The organism is Grimontia kaedaensis, assembly GCF_023746615.1.
Classification (GTDB): Bacteria; Pseudomonadota; Gammaproteobacteria; order Enterobacterales; family Vibrionaceae; genus Enterovibrio; species Enterovibrio kaedaensis.
Genome location: NZ_CP082275.1, coordinates 2,256,931 through 2,273,221, shown reverse-complemented (window position 1 = coordinate 2,273,221; position 16,291 = coordinate 2,256,931). Strand labels below are relative to the sequence as shown.

Annotated in this window: 14 protein-coding genes; 8 read left to right on the top strand and 6 right to left on the bottom strand. The window is 46.6% G+C overall.

The genetic code is table 11. The features are described from left to right. Positions 1 to 535 precede the first annotated feature (535 nt). Together K6Q96_RS10290 and K6Q96_RS10285 are read left to right on the top strand one after the other, a co-directional pair. The gene (locus K6Q96_RS10290; protein ID WP_251875524.1) at positions 536 to 1,759 is read left to right on the top strand and encodes an L-lactate MFS transporter; all 1,224 of its coding nucleotides are present in this window, start codon (positions 536 to 538) and stop codon (positions 1,757 to 1,759) included. 396 nt (positions 1,760 to 2,155) lie between these two features. Next, on the top strand, positions 2,156 to 2,740 hold the full coding sequence (locus tag K6Q96_RS10285) for an RNA polymerase sigma factor (RefSeq protein ID WP_251875523.1): 585 nt from the start codon (positions 2,156 to 2,158) through the stop codon (positions 2,738 to 2,740). A gap of 107 nt (positions 2,741 to 2,847) precedes the next feature. On the opposite strand, the gene K6Q96_RS10280 is transcribed toward K6Q96_RS10285, so the two are convergent. The 4 genes from K6Q96_RS10280 to pabB all read right to left on the bottom strand — a co-directional run bounded on the left by K6Q96_RS10280 (position 2,848) and on the right by pabB (position 7,981). After that, on the bottom strand, positions 2,848 to 4,209 hold the full coding sequence (locus K6Q96_RS10280; protein WP_251875522.1) for an L-serine ammonia-lyase: 1,362 nt from the start codon (positions 4,207 to 4,209) through the stop codon (positions 2,848 to 2,850). A 223-nt stretch (positions 4,210 to 4,432) separates the two neighbouring features. Continuing rightward, on the bottom strand, positions 4,433 to 5,698 hold the full coding sequence (locus tag K6Q96_RS10275) for a serine/threonine transporter (protein ID WP_251875521.1): 1,266 nt from the start codon (positions 5,696 to 5,698) through the stop codon (positions 4,433 to 4,435). Between the two features lie 201 nt (positions 5,699 to 5,899). Continuing rightward, positions 5,900 to 6,592: a CoA pyrophosphatase gene (locus K6Q96_RS10270; protein ID WP_251875520.1), complete on the bottom strand. Its 693-nt coding sequence runs from the start codon at positions 6,590 to 6,592 to the stop codon at positions 5,900 to 5,902. A 36-nt stretch (positions 6,593 to 6,628) separates the two neighbouring features. Next, on the bottom strand, positions 6,629 to 7,981 hold the full coding sequence (gene pabB / locus K6Q96_RS10265; protein WP_251875518.1) for an aminodeoxychorismate synthase component I: 1,353 nt from the start codon (positions 7,979 to 7,981) through the stop codon (positions 6,629 to 6,631). 317 nt (positions 7,982 to 8,298) lie between these two features. On the opposite strand from pabB, the gene K6Q96_RS10260 reads away from it, so the two are divergent. Beyond that, on the top strand, positions 8,299 to 9,813 hold the full coding sequence (locus K6Q96_RS10260) for a fumarate hydratase (protein ID WP_251875516.1): 1,515 nt from the start codon (positions 8,299 to 8,301) through the stop codon (positions 9,811 to 9,813). Positions 9,814 to 9,991: 178 nt separating this feature from the next. Here the strand turns inward: K6Q96_RS10260 and K6Q96_RS10255 are convergent, their stop codons facing one another. Next, positions 9,992 to 10,954, bottom strand: a complete 963-nt coding sequence (locus tag K6Q96_RS10255) for an integron integrase (protein ID WP_251875514.1) — start codon at positions 10,952 to 10,954, stop codon at positions 9,992 to 9,994. 667 nt (positions 10,955 to 11,621) lie between these two features. On the opposite strand from K6Q96_RS10255, the gene K6Q96_RS10250 reads away from it, so the two are divergent. The 5 genes from K6Q96_RS10250 to K6Q96_RS10230 all read left to right on the top strand — a co-directional run bounded on the left by K6Q96_RS10250 (position 11,622) and on the right by K6Q96_RS10230 (position 14,942). Next, on the top strand, positions 11,622 to 12,275 hold the full coding sequence (locus K6Q96_RS10250) for a hypothetical protein (protein WP_251875512.1): 654 nt from the start codon (positions 11,622 to 11,624) through the stop codon (positions 12,273 to 12,275). Between the two features lie 137 nt (positions 12,276 to 12,412). Beyond that, a complete protein-coding gene (locus K6Q96_RS10245; RefSeq protein WP_251875510.1) occupies positions 12,413 to 12,760 on the top strand; it encodes an NIPSNAP family protein in 348 nt (115 codons plus the stop codon). Positions 12,761 to 12,846: 86 nt separating this feature from the next. Continuing rightward, positions 12,847 to 14,021, top strand: a protein-coding gene (locus K6Q96_RS10240) for an IS3 family transposase (protein ID WP_251875508.1) whose coding sequence is annotated in 2 segments (ribosomal slippage) — positions 12,847 to 13,132 and positions 13,132 to 14,021 — 1,176 coding nt in all. Because the reading frame shifts where the segments join, the coding sequence is not laid out codon by codon here. Between the two features lie 102 nt (positions 14,022 to 14,123). Continuing rightward, complete coding sequence (locus tag K6Q96_RS10235; protein ID WP_251875507.1) at positions 14,124 to 14,486, top strand: hypothetical protein; 363 nt, start codon at positions 14,124 to 14,126, stop codon at positions 14,484 to 14,486. A 42-nt stretch (positions 14,487 to 14,528) separates the two neighbouring features. Next, positions 14,529 to 14,942, top strand: coding sequence for a hypothetical protein (locus K6Q96_RS10230; RefSeq protein WP_251875506.1), 414 nt, complete (start codon positions 14,529 to 14,531; stop codon positions 14,940 to 14,942). Positions 14,943 to 15,078: 136 nt separating this feature from the next. Here K6Q96_RS10230 and K6Q96_RS10225 read toward each other — a convergent pair whose 3' ends face one another. Beyond that, on the bottom strand, positions 15,079 to 16,278 hold the full coding sequence (locus K6Q96_RS10225; RefSeq protein WP_251875505.1) for an IS4 family transposase: 1,200 nt from the start codon (positions 16,276 to 16,278) through the stop codon (positions 15,079 to 15,081). Between the last annotated feature and the right edge of the window lie 13 nt (positions 16,279 to 16,291).

Below are 16,291 nucleotides of genomic sequence, written 5' to 3'. Positions count from 1 at the left end.
CACCTATTGATCGATATACCCAAGCAACCTGAAGATGCTGGTATTCAGAGGTCATCAATGCGTTCAATTCGAGGCAAATTTCGCGAGGAATAGTGGTTCTATTTTCATGGAATTTAACAAAGAAGTGGGCGCATTGAGGCCCTCCCTTCGGGCGAGTTGACTGACGTCGTGCTCTTTGTTGTTCCTTTTTGATGGAGGTGACTACACCGGCAAAGGAACGCCGCGATCACAACGCCAGTCAATCTCGCTGAATTCTACATCTTCAGGTTGTTTGGGTATAAATCACCGAAGAAAAAACTTTTTTCGCGATAAACAAAAGTAGATGGTGATCACGCTCTCATTCCCTGATAGACTCCGCGCGCTTCTGTCATTCTCATCAAATTTGAAGAATGCCAAAAATAATTTATATCTTCGCAATTTTGACTATTAATTCATCATTTTAGTGAACGAGTTATGCGGGGATGTTGGGTTGGGTGGCGTAGTAGGGGGCTTTTGCCGGCGACACCTTTTATTAGTGAATTTATTGAGTCGTAACATGAACAAACTGAACAAAGCTACGGGCGTACTTGCAGCCGGTTTCTTTATCAATATGTGTATCGGCATCCTGTACGCGTGGTCTGTATTCAAGCAGTCACTGGTAGAGCAGGGTTGGTCGAACGCAGATGCATCTATGCCTTACACCGTTGCAACCATCTGTTTTGCACTTTCTCTGCTGGTGGCGGGTAACCTGCAAGACCGCATGGGTCCTCGTAAAGTTCTGATCCTGGGTACCATCATGGTCGGTATCGGCATGATCGTATCTAGCTTTGCTTCATCTCCTATGACTCTGTTGCTGAGCTTCGGCGTGATCACTGGTTGTGGTATCGGTTTTGGTTATGCGTGTCTGTCTCCAGCAGCAATGAAGTGGTTCCACCCTTCTAAGAAGGGCATGGTTAACGGTCTTATCGCAGCAGGTTTCGGCCTGGCGGCGGTATATCTGGCGCCACTGACTTCTATGCTGATTGAAGGTTACGGCATTCAGCAAAGTTTCATGATCCTCGGTGTAGGTATTCTGGCCATCGCTGTTCCACTGGCTTGCACAATTAACAACCCACCTGCGGACTACACGCCAGAAGCACCTGCTGGCTACGTAGCGAAAGCAGGCGCTGGCGACAGCAACATGGGTTGGCGTGAAATGGTTAAGACTCCACAGTTCTATTCACTGTGGTTGATGTATGCGCTGGCGTCTTCTGCGGGTCTGATGGTGATAGGTAACATCACTTCTATCGCGATCAACCAGTCTGACCTGACTCAAGTTGCGTTTCTGGTTGTTGTTCTGTCTATCTTCAACTCAGGCGGTCGTGTTGCTGCAGGTATCCTGTCTGACAAGATTGGTGGCCTGAAAACGTTGATGCTGGCGTTCATCATGCAAGGTATCAACATGATGATGTTCGCCACCTACAATACCGAGTTCACACTGATGGTAGGTGCAGCTGTTGCAGGTGTAGGTTACGGCACACTACTGGCAGTATTCCCATCTATCACTGCTGACTACTACGGCCTGAAAAACTACGGCGGTAACTACGGCGTGCTTTACACCGCATGGGGTGTGAGTGGTTTCATTGGTCCTGTTGTTGCTGCAACCGCAGTAGACATGACCGGCAACTACGTGATGGCATACACCATCTGTGCAGCAATGCTGGCCGTTGCGGTTGTTCTATCTTTCATTACCAAACCAGTGAAAGCAGAAGCAGCAAACGCTCAGAAAGTTGCAGCGTAATCGCTAACAACAAAGCTTTTCAAAGCCCGCTTTATGCGGGTTTTTTTATATCCAAACTTTCTAGAATTCCTCATTTTCGTCCTCTTTATCGCATCATTAATCCCTCCGAATTATATGCAAATCCGAGGTCTGACCTTAGACCAGAGCTGATAATGTGTTCCACGGGTGAGACTTTCTGAGACATTCTAAAGTCGCAACTTTTTTAGGGTAATTGAACGCTGTTCTAAATCAGTATCAATAAGTGATTGATAATAAAACGCCGTTCAATAGCGGTGATGAATAACTGGTCATGTTTGTTGATATACACAGGCATTTTTGAATAGAAAACACTGTTTGATTGTTCAGTTTGCATTGGCTAGGTTGTGTTCACCACTCGAATACCAGGAGGGTATTAACATGCATTCAGTGGATTCAACCTGTATTAAAAACAGTGAGCGTGAACAGATAGCTAAGATTCAGGCGGGGCACCCGTTAGCCCGCAACTACTTCGACCAACTGGTCGCGAGCTACCTGTCACCATTACATCGTCGATGCATGGCATGGTTAGGTTGTCCTTATGACGCGGATGACGTGTTGCAAGAAACCTTGGTGCGGAGTTTCCGCTACATCCACGCCTATCGCGGCGAAGCTGCATTCAGAAGCTGGTTATATGCAATTGCAGACAATCAGTGCAGAAGCTATTTGAAGAAGCGTGCGACACACTCGCAACGTTTTGTTTCAGACGAGTTGCAAGAGGAAGTTGGCGTTGAAGAGAAGTGCCCCGTGACATCTGATCAGGGTATTTCAAACTCAGTGCAATCATTGGCAAAAACTGCACAGGAAATCCTTGTGCTGCGTTTTGAACATGACCTCTCGCTCGAAGAAATCAGTAACGTACTTGGCCTTGGTTTAAGTGCGACGAAAATGCGTCTTTACCGCGCCATTGATGCGGCAGAGAAGCATGTACTGAAGAACGAGGAGGGCCTGCTTGCAACAGCTTGAAATTCAAATAGCAAATCGTGAATAAAGAAAACCGCCTACTTGGGCGGTTTTCTTTTTGGTGTATTGAGAATCACCAAAGGTGGTGTATTGAGAATCACCAAAGGTGATTAGCAAATCACTTTGATTGCCAGACCACCCTGAGAGGTTTCACGGTACTTAGCGTTCATGTCTTTACCGGTTTCCAGCATGGTTTCGATAACCTTGTCCAGAGACACGCGTGGCTCAGAAGAGCGGCGCAGCGCCATACGGGTAGAGTTGATGGCTTTCATAGCAGCAATACCGTTACGCTCGATACAAGGAACCTGAACTTGACCCGCAACAGGGTCACACGTCAGACCCAGGTTGTGCTCCATGCCGATTTCCGCAGCGATACATACCTGCTGTGGGCTGCCGCCCATCAGTTCAGCGAGACCTGCTGCTGCCATTGAACACGCAACACCAACTTCGCCCTGACAACCTACTTCAGCGCCAGAGATAGACGCATTTTGCTTGTACAGGCCACCGATAGCACCAGAAACCGCAAAGTAACGGGTGTATTCACGTGGGCTCACGGTTTGAATGAACTTGTCATAGTAGGCCAGAACCGCTGGGATGATGCCACACGCGCCATTAGTCGGTGCGGTTACAACACGGCCGCCAGCGGCGTTTTCTTCGTTAACCGCAAACGCGAACATGTTTACCCAGTCAACTACTGCCATTGGGTCGTTCGAGAACTTCTCGGTAGACAGAAGCTGTTGGCGGAGCGCTGCCGCACGACGTGGAACACGCAGTGGACCAGGCAACACACCTTCGTTGTTCATGCCGCGATCCAGACACTCGCGCATGGTGCGCCATACGTTACCGAAGTAGGTTTCGATTTCGTCTTCAGTGTGCATCGCACGCATGTTTGCCATCACAACCGCACTGATTGACAGGCCAGTCTCTTTACAATGGTTCAGCAGTTCTTCCGCACTGTTGAATTCATAAGGAACAGCGACTTTATTTTCGTCTTCTTTGCCGAAGTTCTCCTCATCAACAATGAAACCACCGCCGATAGAGTAGTAAGTTTTGGCGTAGGTTTTCTCTTCACCAGACCATGCAGTAATGGTCATGCCATTTTCGTGCAGAGGCAGGTTAGTGGTGTGGAAGTTCATACCGCCTTCACGTGGGAAGTCGACAGTGTGCAGTTGGATACCTACTGGCAGACGTTCGGTTTCTTCAACACGCGCAATGAAGCCAGGAATGCTGTCGATATCAACGTTCTCTGGAGAGTTGCCCGCCAGACCCATGATGATAGCCACATCAGTGTGGTGACCTTTACCGGTCAGAGACAGAGAGCCATAAACATCCACAGTGATCTTGGTGATGTCCTGCAGTTTCTCCATGCGGGTCAGATCGTCGATGAATGATTTACCGGCTTTCATTGGGCCAACAGTGTGCGAGCTGGAAGGACCTACGCCGATTTTGTAGATATCAAAAACGCTGATCATGTGTCATACCTCAGTCAATGCCCGTGGTTTACATGGACGGGCATTTGGATTAATTCGTTTATATCCATCCGTGGAGGCGACATATTGCTGAGCCGATATACCCTAGGTTTTGTTGACCTTAAATGTTGGGTATGTACCTTTCCGTGGCTCAGTGAAAAAGCAAAAAAGAGCAAGGAATTTAAGCATCCTTGCTCTTTTGGGGCTGTGCATTCTACACGATTAATTAGGCGATGAAACCGTACATAATCGCTGAAATCGCTACCATACCCATGAAAGTGACGAAGATGTTGCTCGCCTTACCGCCGTACTTCTGCATAGACGGTACTTTCTTGATGGCGTACATCGGCATGATGAACAGAATGGTCGCAATGATTGGGCCACCCAGTGATTCAATCATACCCAGAATGCTTGGGTTGATGGTTGCCACGATCCAGCTGGTGATGATAACGAATGCCACGGTGAACATATCGATTTTCTTCATGTTCACTTGCTTACCGCGAGAGCGCAGTTGCTTGATGATGATACCGTTCAGACCTTCACGTGCACCCAAGTAGTGACCGAAGAAAGAAGACACAATAGCAACGAAGGCAACGACTGGACCCAGGTAAGAGATGAATGGACTTTCGTGCTTGTTCGCCAGGTAAGACAGAACCGCCAGGTTTTGTGCTTTCGCTTCTGCCAGATCAGCAGGCGTCAGGCTCAGAACACAAGAGAACACGAACAGCATAACGAAACCAAGCAGCATGCCCGAGGTGCGCAACAGGATTTGGTTTGATTTACGCTCAGCATTGTCACCGTAGTCACGGGTCTGTGCCATAGAGAACGCAGAGATCGCAGGGCTGTGGTTGAACGCGAAAACCAGTACTGGGATAGAGATCCACAAGGTTGTCATGAAATCACCCGCTGTAGGAATTTGCTGCAGTGCAGACATGTTCCAGTCAGGGATCAGGTAGATAGACATAAACAGCAGGATGGCAACCAGAGGGTAAACTAAGAACTGAGTCACTTTCAGCATCAGTTTCTCACCTGCCAGCATGACTGACATCATACCCATGATAAGGATGATAGAGAGAACAGCGCGTGGCAGAGATTCCATGCCAAGCTGGTTAACCATGAAAGAGTCAACAGTGTTGGTGATACCAACACCGTAAATCAGAACGATCGGGTAAATCGCGAAAAAGTAAAGCAGAGTGATGAGTTGACCCGCAGTCGCACCGAAGTGCTCTTCAACCACTTCAGTGATGTCGCTGCCTGGCTTCTTGGAAGACAGAACGAAACGTGCAAGGCCACGGTGAGCCAGATAAGTCATAGGACCAACCAGGATTGCCAGAGCAACCAGAGGCCAGAAACCGTTCAGACCAGCGTTAATAGGAAGGAACAGAATACCTGCACCTACCGCTGTACCAAACAGAGATAGCATCCAGGTGGTGTCTTGAGCAGACCACTTCATTTTGCCTGCGCTCGAAGTCGTGCTTGACTGAGTTTGCATCGTTTAATCACCAAAAATAATACGGAACAGATCGGGAACTGATGCGTATTGTTTACATTTTTTCACTGCAAACTGTGATTTGGATCATTTTTGCGGTAACAATATTTCGTGTGACGAATTTATTTGACCTTACTACATTCACATTTTTTATGGTTTAAAAATGCCGTTTAAAGACCCAAAAAAAAGTTTAGGTATTAAAACTTAGTTGAGGACAAGTTGCTGGCTGAGGGCGTGAAGTATCTGAGCCGTAACACCCCAGATCAGGTGGTTTTCATAGCTCATGGCGTAGATGTGGTAGGTGTTACCACGAACATGGAAAGGTTGCTTGGTAATGGCGTCGCGTCTTAAAAATTGAGCGAGTGGCACCTCAAAAAGGCTATGAACCTCATTGGCATCCAGCACGGGCGAGTAATCGGCATCCACAAAGGCGATAACAGGCGTAACAAGGTACCCGCTGACGGTTGGAAGTGGCGCTAAACAGCCAAGGAGATGTGCTCTGTCAGTGGTGACGCCAATCTCTTCTTCCATTTCACGAATTGCTGTTTCCACTATATCGGTGTCCGATTCTTCGACTTTACCGCCGGGGAAGCTAATTTGTCCTGGATGGTGTTTCAAATGCGTTGCGCGTTTAGTCAACAAGACATGCAGTTCGCCATCACGTTCTGCAAGGGCGATCATCACAGCGGCAGGACGAAGATCTGGTGTTCCTTCCCGACGCATGGCATCGGTAGCACGTTGAATCACGCGTTTGTCGTAATGGTAACTGGGGCTCAGGCTAAAACGCTGTATTAACCAATGGCGGGATAGGGGATGCATAGGGCTTTGGCGCGTCTGATGCGCCAGAATGGCCGGTTGCTGTAGCGAGGTGTTTTCCATCCATGGTGTTTTTAACATGCGTCCTACCTACTTCAGAATGCGCTGTACCGCCTTTTATGAAGTCAGCACAGGAAGAATCCGACTGAGCTTGTCGAGTGTTTCCTGATACTCCGATGCCGCCTCACTGTCTACGACCACGCCGCCGCCAGCCCAGGCATATATTTGTTGTTGATGGCAGACCAGCGTACGAATCGTAATGCTGGTGTCCATGGTGCCACAACGACTCAAGTAGCCAATGCTGCCACAGTAAATGCTGCGTCTATGCGGCTCCAGTTCTTCGATGATCTCCATCGCGCGCACTTTGGGCGCTCCGGTTATGGAACCACCAGGGAAACAGGCTCGGAGCAAATCTTCACCGTACTTATCATCAGAAAGCGTCCCCGTTACGGTACTGACCATATGATGGACGGCTGGAAATGTCTCAATATCAAAAAGTTTAGGTACATTTACCGAACCTGGCGAGGCGACTCGGCCAATATCATTGCGAAGCAGGTCAACAATCATCAGGTTTTCGGCACGATCTTTCTGCGCGTTCTTCAAGCAATGGATGTTTGCCGAATCAACTGCAGAGTCGTTATTACGAGGGCGGGTGCCTTTAATCGGCTTGGTTTCAATCTCCCTGCCATGAAGCTGCAAGAAGCGCTCTGGAGAGACAGAAAGAATGGCAGAATCTTTCAAACGAATAAAACCGGAGAAGGGCGCGCCATTGGTTTTGGCCAGCTTTTGGTAAGCTTCCCACTCGCTACCCTGATACGGCGCTTCAAAGCGTTGAGCAAGGTTGATTTGGTAACAATCACCCGACTTTAGATACGCCTGCACACGGTCGAACTTCTCTTCATAGGTTTCCGGCGTCATGTTCGCCTGCCATTCACCTTTCATAGCGAATGCTGAGGCTTCAACTTCCTTATGGCCTTCCAGCCATGCCAGTTTGTTTTCACCTTCAGGCTGGATCAGCACCAGCTTTTTCTCTTTATGGTCTGCAATCACTGCCCAGTCATAAATACCCACCGCCATATCTGGAATGTCGATATCACGGGTTGCCAGCTCAGGCAGAGTTTCTACCTGACGGCCAAGATCATAAGCGAAGTAACCCAAAGCCCCGCCAAGGAATGGCCAAGGTGCGATAGGCTCTGTGCGAGGTAAAAGGGAAAGCTGAAGCGCGTGCAACTCTTCGAACGGATCAGTCTCTCTGGAGGCGGTGCGACCGTCACGATGCCAAATGCGGTTGATGCCGCTTTCACTGCAAAGCGTCGCGATGGGGTCCGCCACCAGAATATCAAAGCGGTTATCCGGATGTTTTTCCGCTGCAGACTGCAGCAGCATTGCCCAAGGTTGGGATTCAATACGGGAAAAAAGCGACGTGAGTGCTGATGGCGAGTACTGAAGAAACTGCAGAGTGATAGGCATTCGTCTCGATTCGGTCATTTTCGTGTTTTTGTGATCGGCATTGAAGCGTCTGTTGGCGCTAAATCGGCCGTAAGAGTATCATAATCGTGGCTTTTAAAGCTAAGTTTGGAAAGTGAAAAATCAAGCGGCGAAAAGTCATTCGCCCAATCAAGGACGCGAGAGGGTCGCTTCTCTGGCAAAGCTGCCGAATAGGAGAAAGCGGCCTACTATTTTGTAATACCTATTCGTAATACAAAGCTCGACTGGAAGCACTGTTTAGCCTGCATTGATAAGTGAGCGAACAGCGCCAAGGAATCATAAAAATTAAAGAGGCAACTATGACTGTCATTCGTAAGGAAGATGTCATCGACAGTGTCGCTGACGCCCTACAGTACATCTCCTACTATCACCCTATCGATTTTGTTCAAGCCCTCGAAAAGGCGTACGAAAAAGAGCAAAGCCAAGCGGCTAAAGACGCCATCGCCCAAATTCTGATCAACTCCCGCATGTCTGCAGAAGGCAAACGCCCAATCTGTCAGGACACCGGGATTGTAACTTGTTTCGTGAACATCGGTATGAACGTTCAGTGGGAAAGCGACCTCACCGTACAACAAATGGTCGATGAAGGTGTTCGCCGCGCATACAACAACCCAGACAACCCGCTGCGGGCCTCTGTGGTTGCAGACCCTGCGGGTACACGCAAGAACACCAAAGACAATACCCCAGCGGTAGTTCACATCAACATGGTGCCGGGCGATAAAGTGGAAATTCAAATCGCGGCGAAAGGCGGCGGTTCTGAAAACAAAACCAAGATGGTAATGCTCAACCCATCTGACGATGTAGCAGCGTGGGTAGAGAAAACTCTGCCAACCATGGGTGCGGGCTGGTGTCCACCGGGCATGCTCGGCATTGGTATCGGCGGTACGGCAGAGAAAGCGGCTGTGCTGGCAAAAGAATCTCTGATGGAACACATCGACATTCAAGAGCTGATTGACCGTGGTCCAGAAAACGCAGAAGAAGAGCTTCGCCTTGATATCTTCAACCGCGTGAACAAACTGGGTATCGGAGCACAAGGTCTTGGCGGCTTAACCACGGTTGTTGATGTGAAAATCAAAACCGCGCCAACGCATGCAGCGTCTAAGCCTGTTTGTTTGATCCCTAACTGTGCCGCGACTCGCCACGTTCACTTCACCCTTGATGGTTCGGGCCCAGCCGACCTTCAGCCACCAAAACTGGAAGAATGGCCAGAAGTGACCTGGGAAGTTGGCGAAAACGTTCGCCGTGCGAACCTGAATGAAGTGACCAAAGAAGATATCCAAGACTGGAAGACCGGTGAAACGGTTCTGCTTTCAGGCAAGATCCTGACCGGTCGTGATGCCGCGCACAAACGTATTCAGGAAATGCTGAACAGCGGTCAAAGCCTGCCAGAAGGTGTGGACTTCAATGGACGCTTCATCTACTACGTAGGCCCTGTTGATGCAGTCGGCGATGAAGCTGTTGGTCCTGCAGGCCCAACGACTTCAACCCGTATGGACAAGTTCACTGACATGATGCTCAGCGAAACCGGTCTTATCGGCATGATTGGTAAAGCAGAGCGTGGTCCTGCAACGGTTGAATCCATCAAAGAACACAAAGCGGTATACCTGATGGCCGTTGGCGGTGCAGCTTACCTTGTTGCAAAAGCCATCAAGAAAGCACGCGTTGTAGCGTTTGAAGATTTGGGTATGGAAGCGATTTACGAATTTGACGTCGTGGATATGCCAGTGACCGTTGCCGTCGATTCGCGCGGTGACAACGCCCACCAAATCGGCCCAGACACCTGGAAGGTGAAAATCGCCGAAATGGAAGGCTAAGTCCAAAAGGTATCTGTTTAAAAACTAAATAAAACCGCGGCCTAGGCCGCGGTTTTTGTTTACCGATTGCTTGAGGTTGATCGTAGAAGTATTCCCAGAATTTCTATTGTGGTGCCCAGTTTATTAGTATTTCAATCAATACGACTACTGGGTTGCGCGCACAGGGGCGGTAGCGTGCTTACATATTTGATAACGGGCTGGTTAAACCATGCGCACCATTTTGAAGGATGTGTGTGTAGATCTGAGTGGTTCGCACATCTGAGTGGCCTAACTGAGCTTGTACCGTTCGAATGTCTGCACCCGACTGCAAAAGGTGTGTAGCAAAAGAGTGTCGCAGGGTGTGAGGGGTAACGTGTTTATCAATGCCCGCTTTCTTTGCTGTTTTCCTTACTGCACGTTGGATTTGCTTTTCATCAATATGATGTCGGCGTACAAGACCTGATTCAGGGTCTTTACTGAGGTCTTTGGCGGGAAATAAGTATTGCCAAGGTAAATCTTTACTTTCTGACTGATACTTATCGCGCAGCCTGTGTGGCATCCATACACCAGAAAAAGATGGATTATCGTTGTCTGTCACCAAGGTATATTGGACGAGTTCAATCTGAGTTCTAATCGCCGAAAATAGTTCTGGCGCAAGTGTAACGACACGGTTTTTCCCGCCTTTACCATCAATCACCCGAATGCATTTATAGTCGAAATCAATATGCTGGACGCGAAGCCTTACCGTTTCCATTATTCTCAGGCCACTGCCATACATTAGTGAACATGCCAGGTGATGCTGAACAGGGCAGTGCTCCAAGAAGCGCTTCACTTCGGCGCGGGTTAAAACAACAGGTAGTTTGGTTTTCTTTTGGCTCGAGATGAAATCAAGCTTTTGTGATAGTGGTTTTTGAATAAAATCCCGATACATAAAAACCAATGCATTGAGTGCAATGGCTTGCGTGTTGGCGGCGACATCTCGCTGATTCACCAAGTAATTCAGAAACTGCTCTACTTCTGGGTCACCCATGGTTGAGGGATGTCGCATATCATGAAACCTTATGAAAGCCGCAATCCAACGAAGATAGGTTTGTATGGTTCGCTTAGAATAGCGACGCTTGTACATGTGCTCGCTGATGGCTTGAAGGAACAGAGATTTCATTGATTGGAGTGCCTGTGGTTTTATCCAGTGTGGTTGTCAATGGTCGATAATACCGAAGCAAGGCGGTTTGGTGCATTTTCTCAGACTGGAATTGAGAACTTGCAGATAGATAAATGAAATCAATATGTTGGTCACTAATAAAATACAGTGACTTGTTATTGGTGGACACAATGGGGTGTTTAAATACACCACTTTGGTGTCCAATACACTGTTATGTTTACTATGAAATATAGATTTAATCCGATAGTTTTAATTGCAATACCTGTGTTTGGACTTGTGTTAGACGCAGGGACAGGTATGGATGACTATTTTATTCTGTCTTTTTCCGTATCCTTCGTTCTTGTCTATGCATATCTCCTTCGTGAGCTTCACTCCAAGTGCGAGTATGTGCTTAAAAAGCATATGGCTAGGGCACTCCTTACATTAGTTGCTGTTTCTTCTTCCTTGATTTGCATAGCATACTTTGGGTATTTAAATGATCCCAACCTTTTGAAAACCGTATCACACGGCAGTGCTATAAGATATCAATATCATTACTGGACTTTCGGAGTTTTTTTTCTCACGCATGGTATGTTTTTTCTATATTTACTGATCTTTTTCACTTTTAAAGTGTTGACAGGAAAAGTAAGGTAAACATAACAAGCGAATGAACGAGGGACGTTTACTCGTGGCGCATTTTTTCATAGAAACGCAGTGGTTTCGGCGCTTCAATCAGTTTGGGCTAGTAAACGCCCGTTATTCGAACGTTAGCTACTGGTCTGTAATGAGAGTATCCAAATCACAATTTGTAATTGCGATGTCAGTAGGCTTAATTATGTTTTATTTGGCCTATCATGCTCGTTTCCCATATTACACGTTTGCGATAGTTAAAACGTATGCCCTAATTAGCTTATTTATATTGTTTGTTCTGGGTTTTATTATCCTTCTTAAAGTGTTTGAAGGAAAATCGAAAGAGCCATCTGGTTTTGATAGATTAAAAAAGCTGTTTTTTGATGGTGAGTTTGTTGAGCTCTCAAAATTCATTGTAGGTGTAATTATTTTTAGCGCCTTCGGTGCTTATTTTTTGTTTGCTTTGATTTTTTCTATACCGGCAATACCAACGAAGTTTTTTTCAGACAGTCGTGATGTTTTAGATGTTAGATGTGTTGATGTTGGTAATTCTAGAAGTAAAGGCCTGTACTCTGTATTACAGGTTCCTAATGAAGGTGAATGGAGCCTCTATGATTACGGCCATTTATGTCCTAAACGTAATAGAAGTTGCAAAGCTACAGTTAAAGTGGGGGTTTCTGGCTATTACTTGGAATCAATAAATTGTAGCTAACAAGCGCATTAACTGTGACAAATAAAGCTTGGCTTTTGTCACTTCGTTCCTCAGTTTAGCCAAGCTAATTATTTGCCCGTTATGCGGGCGTTATGTTCTCAATAGGTCCAAGGTCGTAACCATATTAAGGTAGGTAGATGTTTCATAGAAGAAAGTTCTACATCGTAAAAAGTGAGTTTGTCGATAGCTTTAATGAGTTATTCAATACGATCAATTTACCTAATCAGCTAAAGCACGGAGCAAGGTTAACGGGCCGCTGGATGAAGGCTCTGGAAAGTGGTGATGTTGAGATTTTCGCTATTTGGGAATATGACAGCAAAGAGGCATATGAGCAAATTGAGGCTGGAGTTAGGGCTGACGAAGCTCATAGCGATAGAATTGAGCAGTGGTTCGCTGAACATGGCGGAAGAAAGTACATTTCAGAAGAACTTATTGTTGAAATGCGTAATGAGCAGATCTTTTCAACAAGCGAAATTGGCAATTAGCCTGAGAACATAACAAGGCCATCAAACATCGCCCTGGACCTCCCCCGATTTAGTGGACACACATTTCAGTCCATAGAGGGGGCCTTATGCCAGCCTACAAATCAGGAAAAAAGACAGCGGAATATTCACTAAACTTTAAACGTAAAGCGGTGGAGTGGAGCTTTCAAAGTCACCGCACAGTCAAGTCAGTTGCAGAAGCATTAGATATCCATCCGTTTATGCTTTCGAAGTGGCGACGGGCTTACCTAGATGGAGTGTTTGGTATGCCTAAAGTCCCTCCAAAATCGCAGAATAAGCCAAAATCACAAGACGAAATATCTGCATTAAAACAGCGTATTGCAGAGCTTGAAGAGGAAAATGACATCCTAAAGGAGTGGCAACGATTTCAAGCAGAACAAAGGCGCAAGCCTTCCGATTCATAAAAGCGTTCACTGGTGTGTATTCTGTGAAGTTAATGTGCCTGCACCTTAGGGTGTCACGTAGTGGCTACTACGCGTGGTTGCAACGTGGTGTATCTAAGCATGCACAGATAGACAAGGTGCTGGGCGAAAGAATAGCGCTTTTGCACAAACGTAGTGAAGGCAGATATGGTAGCCCGAAAATACACGAAGCGTTGAAGCAGGAAGGCGTCAGAGTGGGTAAGAAACGCGTAGCTCGCCTGATGAAAGAGGCCGGATTAAAGGCACGCGTTGACAGAGTCTATCGCCGTCGAAACAAAAGTAGAGCGTTCTTCAAAGGGCTCAAAAATCGTCGTAGAGAGTTGTCTAAGCCCTTAAAAATTAACCAGCAATGGTCGTCGGACGTGACCTACATTCGAGTCGGCAACAAGTGGGGATACTTAGCCGTTGTCATCGATTTATGTTCGCGGAAAATTGTGGGTTGGTCTTTAAGTCATCGACTAGACACGGACTTGACCATGCTCGCAATCACGAAGGCGGTGAGAGCTAGGAAGCCTAAGCAAGGGTTATTATTCCATACAGATAGAGGTCGTGAATATTGCGCGGATCGAGTACGTCATTACCTGAGCAGTATCGGTGCAATGCAAAGTATGAATCGTCCTGGTCATTGCACAGATAACGCGGAAGTGGAGTCCTTCTTCAAAACGCTGAAAGGCGAATTAATTAAGGATGCGTTTATTGGAAGTTTGGTGCAGCTTGAAGAGAAACTCCGGCGATACATTGATTACTTTTACAACCGAACACGACTCCATGGGAGTATCGGTTATGTATCTCCAATAGCGTTTGAGAAACAACAGATTTAGGTAATTAGGTGTCCGCTTAATCGGGGGAACATCACCCCCTACGGGGGCTGGACTCGCAAAACACGCTCGCCGTTTATGGCAGCGTTAAATGGTTAGGAAATAATGTCGAATATAATTGAAATCGACTTTTCGAAAAAGTTAGAGATAACAATTGATAATAGGCTTCCTGTTGGGCTAGAAGACCTTTCTTTGTCTTTGTTGTCGTTCAACAAGCAGTTCCACAAGTTTGTGGAGTCAGAGACCGACGTATTAACAGATGTTGGTTCGGAATTACTCATTAAAGAAGTGAGGAAAGGCTCAATAGTTGTAGAGCTAGTTTCACAGGCTGCCCCTATAGTTCCGTTAATTTGGGAGGGCGGTTCGTTAGCCCAATGGGCAAGTGTGGTTCAGAATACTTGTAATTGGTTACTGGGTAATACTAATCATCCACCTAAAGAGATGACCAAACAAGATTTGCAAGAGTAGAACAAAATTGTAGAGCCAATTGCTAAAGACCATGGTTCGCAAATGAACATCAATGTTTCAGATGGCGGTAAGGTTATCAATCAGTTCATTCTCAATTCAACTGAAGCCGCTGCAATTCAAAACCGTATCGGTCGCTTGGTTGAAGATATTGATACTCCCCAAGAGAATAAACACCTTAAAAAGGTAATGTATTGGTATCAAACTAAGTTTGACCCCAACTCTGACACAGGTAACAAAGCAATTATCGATGACATTTCAAAATCAGCATTGAAAGTTATTTTTGAAAACAATGCACTAAAAGAAGCGATGTTGCATCCGGATCCTTCTTTAGGTAAGCCTTGGCAAGAGCTCGCGTTTGTTGTTGATGTTGAGGTTCAAACCGTAAGAGGTAAACCTAAAATGTACAATGTTCTCAACTATTATCCTGAATATACATTTGATCCAGACGAGGAATAACCATTTAACAAAGCGTTTAAGGCGGATTCACAACGCTTGGCATTTTTGGTTTGTATCAGCTTAAGTGTTTACGGCACAATGGTTTAGGTTAGGTGGTCGCGTTGTTCACCACTTAACGCGGCGCTGAAGGATCCCCTCATAATTGCCCGAGTCCAGAATAATGAGTCAGCTGTAGATACTCGAGGATAGCCCATCGATATTGCTGTTCGCTGATGATGTACCTTTGCCGCTTTCTGACTTCGCGTCCTAGTCGGGGGACGGATAACACGCGACGATGCTTGATAGTGTTAGCTTGAAAGTCGTACTGCCACTGTGCTCGGGTGGCAACGAGGCCATTCCACCACATGAGTAACTCAGTCAGCAGTGCAATTAATAACAATATATTCAGTCGTTTAGTGCAACGCGTTCGGTTGTGACGTAATGCTAAGCCGTAGGCTGTGCTTTTTAAATCTCGGAAGGCTTCTTCAATCTGCATTCTCTTGGCATATAAGTGAGTGATCTGAACTTCATTCAGCGTTTTTGTAGGAATGTTGGTAACGAGTAACCAAGGTTCTTTGGCATTTTTAGCGAAGAGTCGAGACGCACTGTGCTTCTGACATGTGCGAGAGTGACGTTTGGCTTTTCGTCCTTTAGGTGTTTGTTTCACAAGATATGCATAGCAGTTGAGAGGTGAGCGGCGAGCAAGTTGGCACCGCCCAAGAAAAAGAGGTTTGCTCGTCGCTTTGGGATAGAGCTTCTTGTTCCATTGCCAATCGTCTCGTTCGAGCTTTATAGAGACCTCACCAAGAACACGGCCAAGCCAGAACCATCCCTTAGCTTGAACCTGACGGAACCAAGTATTTCGAAAACCCGCGTCAGAAACGATGATAGGCGTAGCATCTTGAGGCAATATTTTCTCAAGTTTATCAAGGAAGTACTGGTGTGTGTTGGGTGAGTTATATTGTGCATATTCAAAGGCTTGCTCGTAGAGAGTGACTGCTCTGCCGCTAAGCGCGATGGATGCCCTTAGTGTCATGTAACGCAGTTGCTCTCTGGCATCAGACCAATCAATAAGAACGACAGGGCAAGGGTTAGCGCCAGTAATAAGTCGGGCATTCCATTTATAAATGTCATCCTTTTCACGCTGTAGCTGTACATTGTCGAGAAGCCTATCCACCCGTTTTATAGTGTGTTTAGGCGTGGTTGTGGTGTTAAGAGACCGGCCAAGTTTGGTAAGAGTGAGGTCAGCCCCATCGAGTGCAGACTCAGTCGCAAGTAGCAGAGATTGAAGTCGTTTTTTATGAATAGTGGGACAATGATTGGTTAGCGTCTCTTGTAGGATCTGAATATCGCGCATCGGTAATTCCTTT

What these genes read in the sequence shown, in the direction of transcription:
- K6Q96_RS10290 (WP_251875524.1), top strand. Translation starts at nt 536, where the DNA reads ATGAACAAACTGAACAAAGCTACGGGCGTACTTGCAGCCGGTTTCTTT.
- K6Q96_RS10285 (WP_251875523.1), top strand. Translation starts at nt 2,156, where the DNA reads ATGCATTCAGTGGATTCAACCTGTATTAAAAACAGTGAGCGTGAACAG.
- K6Q96_RS10280 (WP_251875522.1), bottom strand. Translation starts at nt 4,209, where the DNA reads ATGATCAGCGTTTTTGATATCTACAAAATCGGCGTAGGTCCTTCCAGC.
- K6Q96_RS10275 (WP_251875521.1), bottom strand. Translation starts at nt 5,698, where the DNA reads ATGCAAACTCAGTCAAGCACGACTTCGAGCGCAGGCAAAATGAAGTGG.
- K6Q96_RS10270 (WP_251875520.1), bottom strand. Translation starts at nt 6,592, where the DNA reads ATGTTAAAAACACCATGGATGGAAAACACCTCGCTACAGCAACCGGCC.
- pabB (WP_251875518.1), bottom strand. Translation starts at nt 7,981, where the DNA reads ATGCCTATCACTCTGCAGTTTCTTCAGTACTCGCCATCAGCACTCACG.
- K6Q96_RS10260 (WP_251875516.1), top strand. Translation starts at nt 8,299, where the DNA reads ATGACTGTCATTCGTAAGGAAGATGTCATCGACAGTGTCGCTGACGCC.
- K6Q96_RS10255 (WP_251875514.1), bottom strand. Translation starts at nt 10,954, where the DNA reads ATGAAATCTCTGTTCCTTCAAGCCATCAGCGAGCACATGTACAAGCGT.
- K6Q96_RS10245 (WP_251875510.1), top strand. Translation starts at nt 12,413, where the DNA reads ATGTTTCATAGAAGAAAGTTCTACATCGTAAAAAGTGAGTTTGTCGAT.
- K6Q96_RS10235 (WP_251875507.1), top strand. Translation starts at nt 14,124, where the DNA reads ATGTCGAATATAATTGAAATCGACTTTTCGAAAAAGTTAGAGATAACA.
- K6Q96_RS10230 (WP_251875506.1), top strand. Translation starts at nt 14,529, where the DNA reads ATGAACATCAATGTTTCAGATGGCGGTAAGGTTATCAATCAGTTCATT.
- K6Q96_RS10225 (WP_251875505.1), bottom strand. Translation starts at nt 16,278, where the DNA reads ATGCGCGATATTCAGATCCTACAAGAGACGCTAACCAATCATTGTCCC.